The following is a 17,548-nucleotide window of genomic DNA, read 5'->3' as shown; positions in this document are numbered from 1 at the left end:
ATCAAGACACTCTACGAACAAAGCCCAGGACGGAGTTCCGGAAGTCGTCCGGTTCCTCGAGGTGGGCGAAGTGCCCGCTCCCGGGAAGAACGGCCAGCTCGGCACCAGGGATCCCGTCGGACAACTCCTGCGCCGAGTTCAACGGGGTGATGAAGTCCGCCACCCCGACCAGCACCAACGTCGGTACGGCGATCTCGCCGAGCCGGTCGTGGATGTCCCAGTGCTCCTCCTGCCGGTTCGGGTCGAGGGTGATGGCGAGGGCGTTCCGCCAGTCGGTGAGCCGGTCCTCGATCGACGCGTAGTCCTTGAAGTACATCGGCAGCAGCCGCCGGAACGCGTCCATGTGGGCCTCCGGCTCCGGCGGATCGTCGTGCCACGCCTGGACGACCTGCTCCGACAGCGGGTCTCCCGGCGGGCGGCCGGCGACCCACGCCTCGATGTTGCGGTACGCCTGATCGAAGAGCTCGCGGCCGTAGAAGGCGGCACCGCCGTACACGATGATCCCGGCCAGCCGGGCGGGGTGGTCGAGTGCGGTCTGGAGGGCGACGAACGCGCCATGCGAGTGGCCGAGCAGGAAGACCTTCGACTCCCCGAGGTGCCGGGCCAGGTGGTCGGCGAAGGACGCGTACCGCTCGATCGAGTAGTCGCCGTCGGCCAGTAGGCCGGAGTTCCCGCTGCCGGGCGGCTCGACGTACACCGTCGTCAGGTGCTCCTCGAGCATCGGCAGCCGCAGGTAGCGCCAGTCGAATCCGGGGCCGCCGGGGTAGACCAGGCACACCGGGCCGGTGCCGTGGACGTGATAGGTGAACCCCACACCGTCGAGCATGAGCTCATGCACGAAAAGAGTCTGCCGCACTCGTGCAACCAAATGCAGTTGTCGTCACGTTCATAACTGACGACCCGGGGGAGGCTGACGGTGAAGAGCGACGTAGAGGCGGACTACGTCGACTTCGTGACCCATCAGGCCAACGCACTGTGCCGGACCGCTTACCTACTGTGTGGGGACTGGAAGCGGGCCGAGGACGCGACCCAGGAGGCGTTGATCCGGCTGTACCGGGTCTGGGGCCGGATCCAGCGGAAGGGCAGCGTCGGCGCGTACGCGCGCAAGGTGGTGGTCTCGACCACGCTCGACGGCCTGCGCCGCAAGTCCAGCCAGGAGGTCGTCGGCGGTGACGGGTACTTCGCCGCCGAGCCCGATCCCGCCAACCCGCTCGGCATGCTGGAGAACCGCATCGTCATCACCCAGGCCCTGGCCGAACTCCCGACCCGCCAGCGCGCGTGCGTCGTACTGCGGTACTTCGACGAGCTCTCGGTCGACGAGACGGCCGCCGTACTCGGGTGCCGGCCCGGAACGGTCAAGAGCCAGACACTGCGGGCGCTCGACAAGCTGCGCACCCATCCCGCCCTCGCGGAACTCTCCGACCTCGCCGGACTGGGAGGCTGATATGACGCGTGAGCTCAAGAACCTGATGGACCGCGCGACCGAGCGGCCGGACAGCTTCACGCCGAATCCGGCCGCACTGGTCGCCGCGGGGCGTCGGCGGGTGCGGAACCGCAGGCTGGCCGGCTCGCTGGTCGCCGCACTCGTCCTCCTGTTCGCCGGCGTCACCGTCGTACTCGACCTTCAGGACCTGCGTGGCGTCGACCCGGCGGCCCAACCCACCACCGCCCCGACCGGTCCGAACCGGCCGCAGGACAACTACAAGCTCTGTACGGCGTCGAACGGACGGGTGCTCGGGTCCGAGGCCTGGGCCTGGTCCGAGGTGCTCGCGATCACCGACGACTACGGGTCGGTCTCCATCCGGCGACAGCCCGGCGAGAAGAACGCGGCGATCGCCATGTATGCCTTCTGCGTCACCCAGCCGGAGGTCGCGCTGTCCGTGCCGACCGGCGGCCGCGGCGGCGTGCTGCTGCGCAAGAGCCCGATCGACGCGACCAGGAGTATGACGACCGTCTTCGGCCGGGCCTACGGTGAGGCGATGAAGGTCGTCGTCGAGACCGGCGACGGCCAGAGCGGCGAGGGGGTGGCCAAGGCCGACTTCTTCGTCTACCGGCATATCGAGGCGCGGCCTTGGCCCGGAGCGATGCCGACCGCGGTGATCCGGATCTACGACGCGCGCGGCCGACTCGATGCCGTGGGCAAGTGGTGATCCCCGGTCAGGGATGATGGGCCCATGGATGTACCGGTGCTGGAGGTCGGAGGTAGCCACGTGACGGCCGCGGTGGTGTCGTCGGACACCTGGGCCGTGGACGTGGTGGAGCGGGCGGATCTGGAGTCGCAACTGGCGGCCGAGATCGTCCTCGGGCAACTCGCGACCGCGGCCCGGAAGTTGCCGTTGGCAAAGGGTCTGGCGGTGGCACTGCCCGGCCCGTTCGACGTCGCGACCGGGATCGCCTGGTACCGCGGCCAGGGCAAGTTCGACCAGCTCTACGGCTACAACGTCGGCGAGAGCCTGCGCGACCTGCTCGACCTCGACGAGATCCTGTTCATGAACGACGCGGAGGCTTTCGCGGTCGGTGAGTGGACGGCCGGCCAGGTCCGCGGGATCGACCGCTGCGTCGGCGTCACCATCGGCACCGGCATCGGTACGGCGTTCCTCGCCGACGGATGGGTGGTGCGCGAGGGCGAGACCGTGCCGCCGGGCGGTGAGCTCTACAAGACGTCGTACGACGGCAAGCCGCTGGAGGACTCGATCTCCGCGCGGGCGATCCTGCGCGCGTACTTCGACCGGACCGGCAGCGAGGAACCGGAGATCGGCGTGAAAGAGATCGCCGAACGAGCCCGGGGTGGAGCCGAGGACGCGCGGGACGTGCTGCTCGACGCGTTCGGCGTACTGGCGGCTGCGCTGAAACCGTGGCTGGAACGGTTCGGGGTGACGAAGGTGGTGCTGGGCGGCTCGATCTCCGGTGCCTTCGACATCATCCGGGAGGTGTTCGACGTCGAGGTCGCGGCCACCAAGGACACCGAGCACTCGGCCCTGATCGGTGCCGCCGCGCACTACCTCCGGTCGCGCTGAACTGTCGGCAGCCCTGGTTACGGTCGGCGTCATGAAGATCGCCGCACCACGGTTACGCACCCAGCTCGACCCCGCCTCGCCCGCACCGGACGACATCGACGACGAGACCCGGCTGCTCGACCTCGCGCTCGAGGACGTCGATCTGAGCGACGTGGTCGCCGAGCACGTCGAGTTCAGCGGCTGCCGGCTGACCCGGTGCAAGCTCGGCGGTTCGGACCTGGACAAGCTGATCCTGGTCGACTCCGAGCTGTCCCAGTGCGATCTCGCCAACGCCCGCTGGTCCGACGCCGCCGTGACCCGGCTCGCGATCGCCTCCTCGCGGCTCACCGGTTTCGCCGCGCCGGGGACCAGCCTCCAGCACGTCACCGTCCGCGACTGCGTGCTGGACTTCGCGTCGTTCCGGTTCGGGAAGTTCGTCAAGGTCGAGTTCAGCGACTGCCGGCTGCAGAGCGCGGACTTCGTCTCCGCGGATCTGAGCGGCACGGTGTTCCGGCGCTGCGACCTGACATCGGCCGAGTTCTCCCAGGTCAAGGCGGCCGGCGCCACCTTCGTCGACTGCACCTGGGAGGGCACCCGCGGTATCGGCAGCCTGGCCGGTGCCACCATCGCGAACGCCTCCCCGATCGACATGCTCGCCGTCACCACCGCCCTGGCCTCGGCCCTCCAGATCAAGCTCGCCCATCCCGACGAGCTCGACGGAGCGTGAGCCTGCCCACGTGGGGGCGGCGGCGGACGCGGCGCCTATTAGGGTGGGGCTGTGACTGACTCGACGATCATCTACACCCACACCGACGAGGCCCCCGCACTGGCGACGTACTCGTTCCTCCCCGTGATCCAGGCGTACGCCGGTCAGGCCGGTGTCCGGGTGGAGACCCGGGACATCTCACTGGCCGGACGGCTCCTCGCGGTGTTCCCGGAGTACCTGAAGGACGACCAGCGGATCGCGGACGCGCTGGCCGAGCTCGGCGACCTGGCCAAGACGCCCGCGGCGAACATCATCAAGCTGCCGAACGTCTCGGCCTCGATCCCGCAGCTGAAGGCCGCGGTCGCCGAGCTGCAGAGCCAGGGCTATGCGCTGCCGGAGTACCCGGACGAGCCGAAGACCGACGAGGAGCGCGACATCCGCGCCCGCTTCGACAAGGTCAAGGGCTCCGCGGTGAACCCGGTGCTGCGCGAGGGCAACTCCGACCGCCGCGCACCCGCCTCGGTGAAGAACTACGCCAAGGCCCACCCGCACCGGATGGGCGCCTGGACCGCCGAGTCGAAGACGAACGTCGCCACCATGGGGCAGAACGACTTCCGCTCGACCGAGAAGTCGGCCGTGATCGAGGCCGACGGCAGCCTGCGGATCGAGCTGGTGGCCGAGGACGGCAGCACCACCGTGCTGCGCGAGTCGGTCCCGGTGCTGGCCGGTGAGGTCGTCGACGCCTCCGTCATGCACGTGGCCGCGCTGCGCGAGTTCCTCGGCGCGCAGGTCGCCCGGGCCAAGGCGGACGACGTCCTGTTCTCGCTGCACCTGAAGGCCACCATGATGAAGGTCTCCGACCCGATCGTGTTCGGCCACGCGGTCCGCACCTTCTTCCCGAAGACCTTCGAGCAGTACGGCGAGACGCTCGCGAACGCCGGCCTGTCCCCCAACGACGGGCTGAACGCGATCCTGTCCGGGCTCGCCGAGCTGCCGGAAGGCGCCGCGATCAAGGCCTCGTTCGACGCCGAACTGGCTGACGGCCCGGCGCTGGCGATGGTCGACTCCGACAAGGGCATCACCAACCTGCACGTCCCGTCCGACGTGATCGTGGACGCCTCGATGCCGGCCATGATCCGCACCTCCGGCCACATGTGGGGTCCGGACGGCCAGGAGCACGACACCCTCGCGGTGCTGCCGGACAGCAGCTACGCCGGCATCTACCAGGTCGTCCTCGACGACTGCCGCGCGAACGGCGCCTTCGACCCGGCCACGATGGGCTCGGTGCCGAACGTCGGCCTGATGGCGCAGAAGGCCGAGGAGTACGGCTCGCACGACAAGACGTTCGAGGTCGCCACTGCCGGCACGGTCCGGCTGGTCGACGCCGCCGGCACCGTCGTCCTCGAGCAGGCGGTCGAGGCCGGTGACATCTTCCGCGCCTGCCAGACCAAGGACGACCCGATCCGCGACTGGGTCAAGCTGGCCGTCACCCGGGCCCGCGCCACCGGCGACCCGGCGGTCTTCTGGCTGGACGAGACCCGCGCCCACGACGCTCAGATCATCGCGAAGGTCAACGAGTACCTGACCGGGCACGACACCGAAGGCCTGGACCTGAGGATCCTGGCCCCGGTCGACGCGATCAAACTGTCGCTGGAGCGGATCCGCCGCGGCGAGAACACCATCTCGGTGACCGGCAACGTGCTCCGCGACTACCTGACCGACCTGTTCCCGATTCTCGAGCTCGGCACCAGCGCGAAGATGCTGTCGGTCGTCCCGCTGATGGCCGGCGGCGGTCTGTTCGAGACCGGCGCGGGTGGGTCGGCGCCCAAGCACGTGCAGCAGCTGGTCAAGGAGAACTACCTGCGCTGGGACAGCCTGGGTGAGTTCTTCGCGCTGGCCGCGAGCTTCGAGCACCTGGCTCAGGCGACCGGGAACGCCCGCGCCCAGATCCTCGCCGACACCCTGGACCGGGCCACCGCGACGTTCCTCGAGGAGGACAAGTCGCCGACCCGCCGGGTCGGTGGGATCGACAACCGCGGCAGCCACTTCTACCTGTCCCTGTACTGGGCCCAGGAGCTGGCCAAGCAGACCGACGACGCCGAGCTGGCCAAGGAGTTCACCCAGCTCGCCGAGACCCTCGCGGCGAACGAGGAGGCGATCGTGGCCGAGCTCCTCGCCGTCCAGGGCAGCCCGGTCGACCTCGGCGGCTACTACCAGCCCGACCCAGCCAAGGCCGCCGCCGTCATGCGCCCGTCCAAGACCTGGAACGAAGCCCTCGCCTCCCTCTGACCCGCACAACAGCGCCCGGTGACCAATGCGGTCACCGGGCCAGGTACCTGCGGACGTCGTCGGCCACCTGGGCGCGGTTGGCCATGCCGTACTTGCGCAGGATGGCGCTCAGGTGGGTCTTCACGGTGTTCGGGCTGATACCGAGCTCCGCGGCCAGCTGATCGTTGTCGATACCGTCCACCAGGCGGACCGCGACACCCTGCTGAGCCTTCGTCAGGCTCGCGTACCGGCGCTCCGGACCCTCGTCGGTGTCCATCAGCATCTCGATCAGCTCGGACTGGATGTGCTCGGTGGCGTCGATGATCCGGGTCAGGTGGCTCCGGACCGCGGCCGTCACGTCGGCTTCGTCCATCGCCTCGACCGCGATCTCCCGGATCGACCCGACCCGGTGCGCCAGGTACTCCATCACGTGGTCGGACGTCAGCAGATTCGGCCCGGCGTCGCCGGCCGGCAGCCGCCGGAGCGCCTCCCGGTCCTCGCCCTCCCGAGTCAGCACCCGCTCCACCACGCCCCCGAGCCACTCGAACGCCCGGATGGCGTTGTCGTCGTAGCTGTTCGGCACATAGCTCTGCATCGACAGCATCCCGAAGAGCTGCTCGGGGCCGTCTTTCGCGGGCCGGAAGATCGGCACCGTCACCGCGTCCTCCGACCTCCGCCCGACTTCCCCGATCGCCACGCCGGCATGCAGCGCGGCTCCGTGGTCGTAGGCGGGGCGATAGGTACGCCGGTGCTGGAGCAGCCAGGCGGTCTGGCCGTTCGGGCCGAAGATGTGCGTGTCCGGGTCGACGTACCGGCCGTCGTCGTACCCGTAGGGATACCGGACCCGGCTGGTGCCCTGCAGGAATCCGACGAAGAAGGTGTCGACACGGGCGATCTTGCCGGCCACCACCCGCACGTAGTCGTACAGGCCGTAGTGGTCGGCGCGGAACAACGCCTCGATCTTGTGGTACGCCTCGCGCAGGATGATTGCGGTCTCGGCATCAACCCGCAGCGGAGCGGCCGCCTTGTCTCCTTCCACGACATCGGCTCCCCACGCTGCTGTATCGATCACTCGACTATCCGCCGTACTCCGACGGTTGCCAAGGGCTAGCGTGTCAGTCTGGTCCACGACGGCTCGTCGATCCAGAGCGACTCGGGATCCAGGTACGGGCGGAGCAGAGCGCTGACCTCGGCGTCGTCGGAGCCCTTCAGCTGGTCCGAGGCGATCTTGCGGGCCACTCCGGCGAGGAAGTCGGCGACCTGGACCCGCTGGTCGGTGAACGAGTCGACCTGCTCCAGCCCGGCGAACCCCGGCGCCGACCGGCGGAGCGTGAAGACGCGCTCGGCCGACAACGTGGTCTGCCGGTCGTGCGCGATCGCCACCGGCTGTCCGCCCGCACCCCAGTGCTCGACGGCCCGCACGATCGCCGGGATCAACGGATCGAGCGGCGAGACGACCGGCTGCTCGTCCCGGAACGTGGTCCGGAGGAAATCGTTCGCCGCGACCAGGAACGCTTCGGCGTCCGCGGTCCGGCGGCCGGCGTCGTACAGGAACCGGGTCAGCGCCGGCCGGGCACCGAGGAAGGTGACGAGCTCAGCGGCCAGGAAGTAGGTCTTGTCGACCAGGAACACCTGCGCGTTGCCGAGCAGCGGTCCGTCGGGCCCGAGCAGCCACAGCAGCACCGACCGGTGCTTCGACCTGAGCAGATGGTTGGCCTTGTACATCGTCGCCGGCGACCGGATCCGCAGCCGTAACTCGGTGATGCAGCCGGCCGCGGTCTCCTCGTCGATCCGCACACTCGCATGCGCGAAGACGTCGGTCACCCCACCGACCAGCTTCTCCCCCTCGTACCCGGACTCGTCGCACACGATCTCGACCGCCGCCGGTGCGGTCCCGGTCCTCGCTGCGCCCGTCACGCCCCGACTCTCTCACCAAGAGCCGGCGCGCCGCACACGATTACTGTCCGTACAAAGCAGTCGCGGGTGGTGGGTCCGAGTTCCCGAGTCGCCCTCCCAAGCCTCGGTCGAACTCCACACCACCACCCGCAACTACGGTTCGGGACGCCTGTGCTGTGAGCCCCCGCGTCGTTCGATCCCACGCCCCCTGCGAGATCGGCGACCCCCCGACAGTCTGCTCGGCGTCCTCACCTCCACCCCCCGTTGACTACACGGTGCCACCTTGGCTGAGGCCTGCCTATCGCCCGGGGCATGAGATCGTTGTCTCCTCAATCTCACCCCGGGGATGAGACTCTCCGTAGTCGTTTACGCAACCGTTCCGGGCCGGAAATCGCCGTCCGACGGAACGCTCCTGTCACCAACTGGTATCGAGCGGCTTGCCTTCGGTGTAGCCGGCCGCGGTCTGGATGCCGACCACGGCCCGCTCGTGGAACTCGGCCAGATCGGCGGCACCGACGTACGTACAGGAACTCCGGATCCCGGAGACGATCGAGTCGAGGACGTCCTCGACGCTCGGGCGGTCCGGGTCGAGGTACATCCGGGCGGTCGAGATTCCCTCGCCGAAGAAACTTTTCCGGGCCCGCTGGAACGGCGTGTCCTCCACTGTCCGTGACCGGACCGCGCGGGCCGACGCCATCCCGAAGCTCTCCTTGTAGATCCGGCCGTCGTTGTCGCGATGCGGATCGCCGGGCGACTCGTACGTCCCGGCGAACCACGACCCGATCATCACACTCGACGCCCCGGCGGCCAGCGCCAGCGCGACATCGCGCGGATGCCGGACGCCGCCGTCCGCCCAGACGTGCTTGCCGAGCTGGCGCGCCCGCTCGGCGCATTCCAGTACGGCGGAGAACTGCGGCCGCCCCACGGCCGTCTGCATCCGCGTCGTACACATGGCGCCCGGTCCGACGCCGACCTTCACGATGTCCGCGCCGGCGGCGACCAGGTCGCTGACCCCCTCGGCGGTGACCACGTTCCCGGCGACGACCGGCACCTGCGGCTCGAGACCGCGGACCTGCTTGAGCACCTCGATCATCCGCTCCTGGTGCCCGTGCGCGGTGTCGATCACGAGGACGTCGATGCCGACGTCGAGCAGTGCCTTCGCCTTCTGTTCGGCGTCGCGGTTGATCCCGATCGCGGCGGCGACCCGGAGCTTCCCGTTCGCGTCGACCGCCGGCTCGTACAGGGTCGCCCGGAGCGCGCGCTGGCGGGTGAGGATGCCGACGATCGTGCCGTCGGCGTCCACCACCGGCGCCAGCCGGTGCCGGCCGTCGTGCAGCAGGTCGAAGGCTTGCTCGGCGTCGATCCCGGCCGGCAGGGTCAGCAGCTCGCGGGACATGATCCCGCCCAGCTGGGTGAACCGGTCGACGCCGGCACAGTCCGCCTCGGTCACCACGCCGACCGGCCGCCCGTCGTCGACCACGATCACCGCGTTGTGGCCACGCTTCGGCAGCAGGTTCAGCGCCTCGCCGACGGTCCCGGTCGGCGGCAGCACCAGCGCGGTGTCGTGCACGGTGTGCCGTTGCTTGATCCAGGCAACCACCTCGGCGACCACGTCGACCGGGATGTCCTGCGGGATCACCGCCAGCCCGCCGCAGCGTGCGATCGTCTCGGCCATCCGCCGCCCGGACACCGCGGTCATGTTGGCCGCGACGATCGGAATCGACGTACCGCTGCCGTCACTCGTGGACAGGTCCACGTCCAGCCGCGACGCGACCCTGGACCGGTTCGGCACCAGGAACACGTCACTGAAAGTCAGATCCCCAGCAGGCTCCCGATCATGGTGAAACCGCATGGCAATCTCCTTCAAACGAACGGTTCCGAGCCCCGCCAGCCTGACACGCGCCCCGACCACGAACAAGCGACGTCGTCAGCGCACCCAGGACAAGACCGGCTCCCTCGGGGTGAGGGAGCCGGTCTTGGTCAGGTCAGGCGCGATGTGGCTCAGCGCAGGTCGAAGCGGTCGAGCTCCATGACCTTGGTCCAGGCCTTGGCGAAGTCCTTGACGAACTTCTCCTTCGCGTCGTCGCTTGCGTAGACCTCGGCGAGGGCGCGCAGCTCGGAGTTCGAGCCGAAGACCAGGTCGGCGCGGGTGCCGGTCCACTTGACCTCACCAGAGGCGTCGCGGGCCTCGAAGACCTCCTGGCTGTCGTCGACCGCGGTCCACTCCGTGCCCAGGTCGAGCAGGTTCGCGAAGAAGTCGTTGGTCAGCGAGCCCGGGGTCTCGGTGAAGACACCGAGCTTGGAGCCGTCGTAGTTCGCACCCAGGACGCGCAGGCCGCCGACGAGGACGGTCAGCTCGGGTGCGCTCAGGGTCAGCAGGTTCGCCTTGTCGAGCAGCAGGTACTCGGCCGGCAGCCGGTTGCCTTTGCCGTAGTAGTTGCGGAACCCGTCCGCGGTCGGCTCGAGCGCGGCGAACGAGTCGACATCGGTCTGCTCCAGCGAGGCGTCCACCCGGCCCGGGGTGAAGCCGACCTCGACGTCGTACCCGGCGCTCTTGGCCGCCGCCTCGACACCCGCCGTACCGGCGAGGACGATCAGGTCGGCCAGCGAGACCTGCCTGCCACCGGCGGCGTTGAAGGACTTCTGAACGCTCTCGAGCGTGCTCAGCACCGTCGCCAGCTCGTCCGGGTTGTTGACCTCCCAGCCGTTCTGCGGCTCGAGGCGGATCCGGGCACCGTTCGCACCGCCACGCTTGTCGCTGCCGCGGAACGACGACGCCGCCGCCCATGCGGTGGAGACCAACTGCGAGACGGACAGCCCCGAAGCGGTGACCTGGGCCTTCAGCGCGTTGATGTCGTTGGCATCGATGAGCTCGCCCTCGACCGCCGGCAGCGGGTCCTGCCAGATCAGCGTCTCGGCCGGGACCTCCGGGCCGAGGTAGCGCACGATCGGGCCCATGTCGCGGTGGGTCAGCTTGAACCAGGCGCGCGCGAACGCGTCCGCGAACTCGGCCGGGTTCTCCAGGAAGCGCCGGGAGATCGGCTCGTAGATCGGGTCGAAGCGCAGCGACAGGTCGGTGGTCAGCATCGTCGGCTTCTGCTTCTTCGCCGTATCGTAGGCGTCCGGGATGATCTCCTCGGAGTCCTTGGCGACCCACTGGTGCGCTCCGGCCGGGCTCTTGCTCAGCTCCCACTCGTACCCGAAGAGGATCTCGAAGAAGCTGTTGCTCCACTGGGTCGGCGTCGTGGTCCAGGTGACCTCGAGGCCGCTGGTGATCGCGTCGGCGCCCTTACCGGTGCCGTACGTGCTCTTCCAGCCCAGGCCCTGCGCCTCGATCGGCGCGCCCTCAGGCTCCACCCCGACGTTCTCGGCCGGACCGGCACCGTGGGTCTTGCCGAACGAGTGGCCGCCGGCGATCAGCGCGACGGTCTCCTCGTCGTTCATCGCCATCCGGCTGAACGTCTCGCGGATGTCGCGGGCCGCGGCGATCGGGTCCGGGTTGCCGTTCGGGCCTTCCGGGTTCACGTAGATGAGGCCCATCTGGACCGCACCCAGCGGGCTCTCCAGGTCGCGGTCACCGGTGTAGCGCTCGTCGCCCAGCCAGGTGGTCTCCGGACCCCAGTAGACGTCCTCGTCCGGCTCCCACACGTCCGGGCGGCCGCCGGCGAACCCGAACGTCTCGAAGCCCATCGACTCCAGCGCGACGTTGCCGGTCAGGATCATCAGGTCGGCCCAGGAGATCTTCTGACCGTACTTCTTCTTGATCGGCCACAGCAGCCGGCGGGCCTTGTCCAGGTTCCCGTTGTCCGGCCAGCTGTTCAGCGGCGCGAACCGCTGCTGCCCGGCACCCGCGCCACCGCGACCGTCGCTGATCCGGTACGTGCCGGCGCTGTGCCAGGCCATCCGGATCATGAACGGGCCGTAGTGACCGAAGTCGGCCGGCCACCAGTCCTGCGAGGTGGTCAGCAGCTCGGCGATGTCGCGCTTCACCGCGGCCAGGTCGAGGGTCTTGAACTCGGCGGCGTAGTCGAACTCCTCGCCGAGCGGGTTCGCCACGGCCGGGTTCTTGGCCAGGATCTTCAGGTTCAGCCGCTCCGGCCACCAGCCCCGGTTGCCACCGCCCTGGGTCGGGTGCGGCGCACGAGAGGTGTGCGCGACCGGGCACTTGCCCTCGCTCTCCGGGCTCGCTTCGGCCGGCAGCGGCGGATGGTTCTCAGACATCGGATTCCTTCCAGACTGGACGTTTCAAGGAAGTCAGGTACTGCGTGGAAGTCAGGTACTGCGTGCGGTGGAGCAGTCGGAGCACAGGCCCCAGTAGATGACCTCGGCCTCGTCGATCACGAACCCGTGGTCATCGGACGCGGTCAGGCAGGGCGCATGACCGACAGCACAGTCGACATCGGCGATGACACCGCACGACCGGCAGACGACGTGATGATGGTTGTCCCCGACCCGCGACTCGTACCGGGCCACCAGACCGTGCGGCTGAATCCGCCGCACCAGCCCCGCCGCCGTCAACGTGTGCAGGGAGTCGTACACCGCCTGATGCGAAACCTCGGGGATTTCGTTGCGCACGGCACCGATAATCGAGTCCGTATCCGCATGCGGGTTGCCGTACACAGCCCCCAACACCGCCAACCGCGGCCGTGTCACCCGCAACGCAGCCCCCCGCAACAACCCCTGGAGCTCGTCAACCGTCGGCACGCCCCGAAGTCTGCCACCCTTTTCTGGAACCAGTCAAGATTAGCTTCCGTGACACGAGTCGGGGTGTTTCCCCACGCGCCGGCTACGCCCACTCCTGCGTCGCGTGCTCGCGCCTGCTGCGGCCGTGAAAAGCGTTCGGTGCGGCGAATCATCGCTCAACGTAACGATCTGACCTGAACACTCCACTGCACTAGACGACACGGCTACAGACTGTCACCCTCACCTTGAGATCCATGGGGGGACCATGGCGGGACAGGGGGATCAGATGTCCAACGACAAAGTGCAATGGCCGGGCAAGGCGGTCAATGCGGACGGCGATGACCTGAGCGGTCCGGTCCAGCAATTCCTCCGCGATCTGCGGCTGCTGGAGAAGAAGTCCGACGTTGCCAACCTGTTCGGTACTCCTGCCAGCCTGCAGGTCATCACAGCCGGCGCCACGAGTTTGGGAAAGGTCTGGCCGTCGATCGTGGCTGCCATCGGCGGCGGCAGCGCGATCGTGACCGGCTTGATGGGTTTCGGCGTCGGCCCAGACGACGCCAACGTCGTACAGCGGGCAGCCTTCACGGTGTCGGCGTCTTTGCTGGCGTCAGCCGTGGCGATCGCCATCGCCATCATGGTGCGAGCAGATGTCAACGCACGTTCTACGGCCTCCGCGGCACAGTTCGAGGCGCGCGCCGCGGTGACCACAGCCATCCTGTCCAGTTCACAGTTCGGCCGCCCCGTCCCGACGGCGCCGGCGCCCCAACCGGACTACATGCTGAGGACAGACAACGACGAGTGGCTACCAGTCATCGGCTTCAGGCTGCAGAACGGCGGTGTGGTCGCCGACGTCGGCCAGGACGCACCCGTCCTCGCCCAGAACTTCGTGGCCATCGTCCCCACCAACAGTTGGCATTCGCCAACCGCTCCGACCCCGAACGGCTCCGCCCCGGCGACACAGGCCAGCAACACATAGCGAGACGGTGAGGCCGCGGTCGAACGTCCTGAGATGCGTCGCGAGGCGGTCGCAGCGAGCTGCGTGCGTAGCGGCTGCGTGGGGAATGACAAAGGCCGGTCCATCGGACCGGCCTCTTCACCTCGGGTGGAGCTGAGGGGATTCGAACCCCTGGCCTCTTCGTTGCGAACGAAGCGCGCTACCAACTGCGCCACAGCCCCGAGCGATCACCTGGTTTCCCTGGCGACCGCGAAACTCTAACACGCACATCGTCTCGGACTGAAACCGGGATGTCGAGCGGGTTTCAGTCGCCGACGGCGCGCTTGATCTCCGGTTCCTCCACCGTCGTGGGGGCCGGCGATTCGACGACCGGCGGTGCCTCGGCGGGGTCCGTCGTACGGGCTGAGGAGAAGACCTCGTGGTCGGAGAGGGAGATGGTGCGGACGGTACGGTCCGGGGCCTTTTCCTTCATGACGTACGTCGGCAGCGTGACCGGGACCGGGTCCCACAGGCCGTCGGTCCGCGGCTTCTCGACCGGGGCCGGTTCGGCGGGGAGCCGGACCTCGATGGTCATCTCCTCGTCGGGAGACGGAGTCGGGGCGGGCTTGCCGGCCGGGCCGCGGTCGTGCCGGGCCTGGGCGCGGGCACGTCGCTCGGCGGCGACCCGGGCACGCTCGCGGGCCTGACGCCGAAGCTGGACCCGGGTCAGTACGACGAACGCGACGATCAGCGAACCCGGGATCGCCACCGTCCACCACAGCAGCATCCCGAGACCGGCCAGTGCGGTCACCGACAACAGCGAAAGGGTCAGGAGCGACAGGACCCGCCGGCGGCGCATGGCGGCCACCCGGCGGGCGCGGTTGGGGACGTACCGCGGCGCGGGCGGCGGCAGGTCATCGGCCTGCGTCGCCTCGTCCACCGCGGCCGAAGCACCACCAACCGAAGGACCAGCACCAGCAGCAGGGCGTACGACGTACCGCGACCGCGACTGCGGATCGCCTTGCCGGGCGAGCACGCGCGCGTCAGCCGACGCCACCGGCGTGCGCCGTGCCTCGTCGTTGCGCTTCAGCAGCATCGGGACGAGGTAGGCGGCCCACGCGGCGACGATCGCCACATAGATCAGCCCTGTCGTCCCCATGCGACGACGCTAAGACCCAGCGAGGGCCAGATGAGGCATGTCTGTCGGTGTGTCGCAAGAAGACTCGTGTGACTGATGTGAATAGCGACGCTGTGTGATCAAACCAGTCGCGCTACGAGACCGGGCCCGACTTCCTCCACGTTGAGAGCGAAGATCCGATGGTCGCGCCAATCACCGTCGATGTGCAGGAACCGCGGCCGCTCGCCTTCGTACCGGAAGCCGAGTTTCTCGACGACTCGCAGACTCGCCTTGTTCTCGGGGCGGATCGCCACTTCGATCCGGTGCAGGCCGAGCGTGAACCAGCAGTGGTCGGCGGCCATCGCGACCGCGGTCGGCACGATGCCGCGGCCGGCGTACTGCTCGTCGACCCAGTAGCCGAGGTTGGCCCAGCGCGCGGAACCGTAGGTGATCCCGGACACGGTCAACTGCCCGACAAGCGGCCATTTCGATCGCGAGCCGAGTCCGGCGGCACCGCCGTACGTGATGACGAACGGCAGCATCCGGCCGTACCGCGCTTGGCGGTTCCAGTCGCGTGCCATCGCGCGGAACGTCCGCGCACCGTCCTCCGCGCCGGGCGGTTGGGTCGCGTCCCACGGCCGCAGCCAACTCACGTTCCGCTGCCGCGCGGCCGCCCACTCGGCACCGTCACCTGCGCGGAGCGGCCGGAGTGCGACCTGCCCGTGCCGGAGTTCGACGGGCCAGTGGACGATCGCCATCAGTCGTGGTCCGTCCGGACGTGGTCACCGCCGCGAACCTGCTCGACCGCGTGCCGCAGCAGCGGCTGCAGCACGGCCAGCCCGTCTTTGACCCCGCCGCGCGAACCCGGCAGGTTCACGATGATCGTCGTACCTGCCACACCGGCAAGCCCGCGGGAAAGAGCAGCGGTGGGTACGCCGTTCGCCACCCCATACGCCCTGATTGCTTCAGCGATACCGGGGATGATCTGGTCGAGCACAGCAGCCGTCTGCTCGGGCGTCTCGTCCGTCGGCGAGATGCCGGTGCCCCCGGTCGTCAGGATCACGTCGTACGACGCCTCGACGCCGGCACTCAACGCCGAGCCGACCGCAGCGCCGTCGGGGACGACCTGCGGGCCGGACACCTCGAAGCCCCACTCGCTGAGACGCTCGAAGATCAGCGGACCGGTGGTGTCGGTGTAGACCCCGGCAGCGGCTCGGTTGGAGACGCTGACGACCAGAGCTCTCACGGCCGCTCCCAATGCCCGGTCTTGCCGCCCTCTTTCAGCTCCACCCGGACGTCGGACAGCACCGCGGCCGGGTCGATCGCCTTCACCATGTCGATCACCGCGAGACCGGCGACCGCGACTGCTGTGAGCGCCTCCATCTCGACGCCGGTACGGTCGGTGGTCTTGACCTGGGCGGTGATGAGTACGGCGTCGTCCGCGACCTCGAGGTCGACCTTCGCGCCGGTGATCGCGATCGGGTGGCAGAGCGGGATCAGGTCGGGCGTCCGCTTGGCGCCCATGATGCCGGCGATCCGGGCGACACCGAGCGCGTCACCCTTGGGTACGCCGTCGCCGCGCAACGCCTTGACCACCTCGGCCGAGACCAGAACCTTGCCGCTGGCAACAGCTCGCCGCGCGCCCGATTCCTTGGCCGACACGTCCACCATCCGTGCGGCCCCGGTCTCGTCGACGTGGGTCAGCCCCGGGTCCTGCGTCATCCGGTCTCCTCGTCCAGCAGCAACAGCTCCACCTGATCGCCGGCCCGGACCGAGGTCGCGTCCTCGGGCACCACGATCAGCGCGTTCGAGCGGCTCAGCCCGCCGAGCAGGTGTGAGCCGTGCCCGCCGACTGTACTGGCCATCCAGCCCTCGTCGCCGGACGTGGCCGCGGCGCGGACGAACTGGCGCTTCCCCGCCGGCGAGCTGAAGCTGTCCAGTGAGACGCCGCGGACCGGCTGCCGGCGGTACGGCATCTGGCCCATCAGCTTGCGCAGGGCCGGCCGGACGAACACCTCGAAGGACACGTACGCCGACACCGGGTTCCCGGGCAGCGTGAAGATCGGCGTCTCGTCCTCACCGAGTACGCCGAAGCCCTGCGGCTTGCCCGGTTGCATCGCGACCTGGGGGAAGTCGACCGTACCGAGCTTCGACAGCTCCTCCTTGACCACGTCGTACGCCCCCATGCTCACGCCGCCGGTGGTGATCACCAGGTCGGCGCGGACGAGCTGGTCCGACAGCGTGTCCATGATCCGCTTCGGGTCGTCGCCGACGATGCCGACGCGGTACACCACGGCCCCGGCGTCACGCGCGGCGGCGGCCAGCGTGTAGCTGTTCGAGTCGTAGATCTGCCCCTCGCCCAGCCGGCTCCCCGGCTCACGCAGCTCGGCTCCGGTCGACACCACGACCACGCGGGGTCGCGGGCGCGCCTTCACCCGGGCCCGGCCGACGGCAGCGAGTACGGCGATCTGCCGCGGACCAAGCACGGTGTCCCGGTCCAGGACCTTCTCCCCCGCCTGCACGTCCTCACCGGCGCGCCGCACCGACGCTCCCAGCGCGGGCTGCTGGGCGATCCGCACATTCGCCGTACCGCCGTCGGTCCACTCCACCGGTACGACGCTGTCCGCGCCCCGTGGCATCGGCGCGCCGGTCATGATGCGTACACAGGTCCCCGGCGTCACCACGATGTGCTCGACCCGCCCGGCCGCGATCTCACCGACCACGGGCAGGGTGACCGGGTTGTCCTGCGACGCCCCGGCCAGATCGGCGGCCTGGACGGCGTACCCGTCCATCGCCGAGTTGTCGAACCCCGGCAGACTCAGCCCCGAGACGACGTCCTCGCAGAGCACCAGCCCGACAGCCTCCATCAACGGCTGCTCGAACGCCGGTAGCGCCTGCACCCTCCCCAGCACTACTTCCAGATGCTCATCCACACTCCGTCTCACGCC

General features: G+C 69.1%; 17 protein-coding genes and 1 tRNA gene. 6 read left to right on the top strand and 12 right to left on the bottom strand.

Annotated elements, in window-relative coordinates:
- Nucleotide 1: 1 nt before the first annotated feature.
- Nucleotides 2-838 carry an alpha/beta fold hydrolase gene (locus ACGFIF_RS31540; protein WP_393159559.1) on the bottom strand — a complete coding sequence of 279 codons (837 nt, stop codon included), beginning with the start codon at nt 836-838 and terminating at the stop codon, nt 2-4.
- A 78-nt stretch (nt 839-916) separates the two neighbouring features.
- On the opposite strand from ACGFIF_RS31540, the gene ACGFIF_RS31535 reads away from it, so the two are divergent.
- The 5 genes from ACGFIF_RS31535 to ACGFIF_RS31515 are packed head-to-tail and all read left to right on the top strand — an operon-like array spanning nt 917 to nt 5,991.
- Nucleotides 917-1,444, top strand: coding sequence for a SigE family RNA polymerase sigma factor (locus ACGFIF_RS31535; protein WP_393159557.1), 528 nt, complete (start codon nt 917-919; stop codon nt 1,442-1,444).
- A gap of 1 nt (nt 1,445) precedes the next feature.
- Nucleotides 1,446-2,150: a hypothetical protein gene (locus ACGFIF_RS31530; RefSeq protein WP_393159555.1), complete on the top strand. Its 705-nt coding sequence runs from the start codon at nt 1,446-1,448 to the stop codon at nt 2,148-2,150.
- 24 nt (nt 2,151-2,174) lie between these two features.
- Nucleotides 2,175-3,017 carry an ROK family protein gene (locus ACGFIF_RS31525; protein WP_393159553.1) on the top strand — a complete coding sequence of 281 codons (843 nt, stop codon included), beginning with the start codon at nt 2,175-2,177 and terminating at the stop codon, nt 3,015-3,017.
- A 31-nt stretch (nt 3,018-3,048) separates the two neighbouring features.
- The gene (locus ACGFIF_RS31520; RefSeq protein ID WP_393159552.1) at nt 3,049-3,723 is read left to right on the top strand and encodes a pentapeptide repeat-containing protein; all 675 of its coding nucleotides are present in this window, start codon (nt 3,049-3,051) and stop codon (nt 3,721-3,723) included.
- A gap of 51 nt (nt 3,724-3,774) precedes the next feature.
- Nucleotides 3,775-5,991 carry an NADP-dependent isocitrate dehydrogenase gene (locus ACGFIF_RS31515; RefSeq protein ID WP_393159550.1) on the top strand — a complete coding sequence of 739 codons (2,217 nt, stop codon included), beginning with the start codon at nt 3,775-3,777 and terminating at the stop codon, nt 5,989-5,991.
- Nucleotides 5,992-6,022: 31 nt separating this feature from the next.
- Here ACGFIF_RS31515 and ACGFIF_RS31510 read toward each other — a convergent pair whose 3' ends face one another.
- From ACGFIF_RS31510 to ACGFIF_RS31490, 5 genes are all read right to left on the bottom strand, one after another.
- Nucleotides 6,023-7,042 carry a LuxR C-terminal-related transcriptional regulator gene (locus ACGFIF_RS31510; protein ID WP_393159548.1) on the bottom strand — a complete coding sequence of 340 codons (1,020 nt, stop codon included), beginning with the start codon at nt 7,040-7,042 and terminating at the stop codon, nt 6,023-6,025.
- A 35-nt stretch (nt 7,043-7,077) separates the two neighbouring features.
- The gene (locus ACGFIF_RS31505) at nt 7,078-7,887 is read right to left on the bottom strand and encodes a hypothetical protein (protein WP_393159545.1); all 810 of its coding nucleotides are present in this window, start codon (nt 7,885-7,887) and stop codon (nt 7,078-7,080) included.
- Between the two features lie 394 nt (nt 7,888-8,281).
- Nucleotides 8,282-9,718 carry a GuaB1 family IMP dehydrogenase-related protein gene (locus tag ACGFIF_RS31500; RefSeq protein ID WP_393159543.1) on the bottom strand — a complete coding sequence of 479 codons (1,437 nt, stop codon included), beginning with the start codon at nt 9,716-9,718 and terminating at the stop codon, nt 8,282-8,284.
- A gap of 149 nt (nt 9,719-9,867) precedes the next feature.
- Entirely contained in the window at nt 9,868-12,087 is a 2,220-nt protein-coding gene (katG, locus tag ACGFIF_RS31495) for a catalase/peroxidase HPI (RefSeq protein ID WP_393159542.1), read from the bottom strand.
- A gap of 51 nt (nt 12,088-12,138) precedes the next feature.
- The gene (locus ACGFIF_RS31490; RefSeq protein ID WP_393159731.1) at nt 12,139-12,543 is read right to left on the bottom strand and encodes a Fur family transcriptional regulator; all 405 of its coding nucleotides are present in this window, start codon (nt 12,541-12,543) and stop codon (nt 12,139-12,141) included.
- A gap of 292 nt (nt 12,544-12,835) precedes the next feature.
- Here ACGFIF_RS31490 and ACGFIF_RS31485 point away from each other — a divergent pair, with 292 nt between their 5' ends.
- Entirely contained in the window at nt 12,836-13,525 is a 690-nt protein-coding gene (locus ACGFIF_RS31485) for a hypothetical protein (RefSeq protein WP_393159540.1), read from the top strand.
- Nucleotides 13,526-13,652: 127 nt separating this feature from the next.
- On the opposite strand, the gene ACGFIF_RS31480 is transcribed toward ACGFIF_RS31485, so the two are convergent.
- From ACGFIF_RS31480 to glp, 6 genes are all read right to left on the bottom strand, one after another.
- Nucleotides 13,653-13,725 (bottom strand) — tRNA-Ala (locus ACGFIF_RS31480).
- An 83-nt stretch (nt 13,726-13,808) separates the two neighbouring features.
- The gene (locus ACGFIF_RS31475) at nt 13,809-14,642 is read right to left on the bottom strand and encodes a hypothetical protein (RefSeq protein ID WP_393159537.1); all 834 of its coding nucleotides are present in this window, start codon (nt 14,640-14,642) and stop codon (nt 13,809-13,811) included.
- Between the two features lie 98 nt (nt 14,643-14,740).
- Nucleotides 14,741-15,358: a GNAT family N-acetyltransferase gene (locus ACGFIF_RS31470; RefSeq protein WP_393159535.1), complete on the bottom strand. Its 618-nt coding sequence runs from the start codon at nt 15,356-15,358 to the stop codon at nt 14,741-14,743.
- Nucleotides 15,358-15,846, bottom strand: a complete 489-nt coding sequence (locus tag ACGFIF_RS31465; RefSeq protein ID WP_393159533.1) for a molybdenum cofactor biosynthesis protein B — start codon at nt 15,844-15,846, stop codon at nt 15,358-15,360. The genes ACGFIF_RS31470 and ACGFIF_RS31465 overlap by 1 nt, the downstream gene beginning before the upstream one ends.
- Entirely contained in the window at nt 15,843-16,322 is a 480-nt protein-coding gene (gene moaC / locus ACGFIF_RS31460; protein ID WP_393159531.1) for a cyclic pyranopterin monophosphate synthase MoaC, read from the bottom strand. Before moaC ends, ACGFIF_RS31465 begins: the two co-directional genes overlap by 4 nt.
- Entirely contained in the window at nt 16,319-17,545 is a 1,227-nt protein-coding gene (gene glp, locus ACGFIF_RS31455; RefSeq protein ID WP_393159529.1) for a gephyrin-like molybdotransferase Glp, read from the bottom strand. The genes moaC and glp overlap by 4 nt, the downstream gene beginning before the upstream one ends.
- Nucleotides 17,546-17,548 lie beyond the last annotated feature (3 nt).

Source organism: Kribbella sp. NPDC049174 (assembly GCF_043197365.1).
Taxonomy (GTDB): domain Bacteria; phylum Actinomycetota; class Actinomycetes; order Propionibacteriales; family Kribbellaceae; genus Kribbella.
The sequence above is the reverse complement of the archived record's forward strand: the minus strand, read 5'-3'. Positions and strand labels throughout refer to the sequence as shown.

What these genes read in the sequence shown, in the direction of transcription:
- ACGFIF_RS31530 (WP_393159555.1), top strand. Translation starts at nt 1,446, where the DNA reads ATGACGCGTGAGCTCAAGAACCTGATGGACCGCGCGACCGAGCGGCCG.
- ACGFIF_RS31525 (WP_393159553.1), top strand. Translation starts at nt 2,175, where the DNA reads ATGGATGTACCGGTGCTGGAGGTCGGAGGTAGCCACGTGACGGCCGCG.
- ACGFIF_RS31520 (WP_393159552.1), top strand. Translation starts at nt 3,049, where the DNA reads ATGAAGATCGCCGCACCACGGTTACGCACCCAGCTCGACCCCGCCTCG.
- ACGFIF_RS31500 (WP_393159543.1), bottom strand. Translation starts at nt 9,718, where the DNA reads ATGCGGTTTCACCATGATCGGGAGCCTGCTGGGGATCTGACTTTCAGT.
- katG (WP_393159542.1), bottom strand. Translation starts at nt 12,087, where the DNA reads ATGTCTGAGAACCATCCGCCGCTGCCGGCCGAAGCGAGCCCGGAGAGC.
- ACGFIF_RS31485 (WP_393159540.1), top strand. Translation starts at nt 12,836, where the DNA reads ATGTCCAACGACAAAGTGCAATGGCCGGGCAAGGCGGTCAATGCGGAC.
- ACGFIF_RS31475 (WP_393159537.1), bottom strand. Translation starts at nt 14,642, where the DNA reads ATGGGGACGACAGGGCTGATCTATGTGGCGATCGTCGCCGCGTGGGCC.
- ACGFIF_RS31470 (WP_393159535.1), bottom strand. Translation starts at nt 15,358, where the DNA reads ATGGCGATCGTCCACTGGCCCGTCGAACTCCGGCACGGGCAGGTCGCA.
- moaC (WP_393159531.1), bottom strand. Translation starts at nt 16,322, where the DNA reads ATGACGCAGGACCCGGGGCTGACCCACGTCGACGAGACCGGGGCCGCA.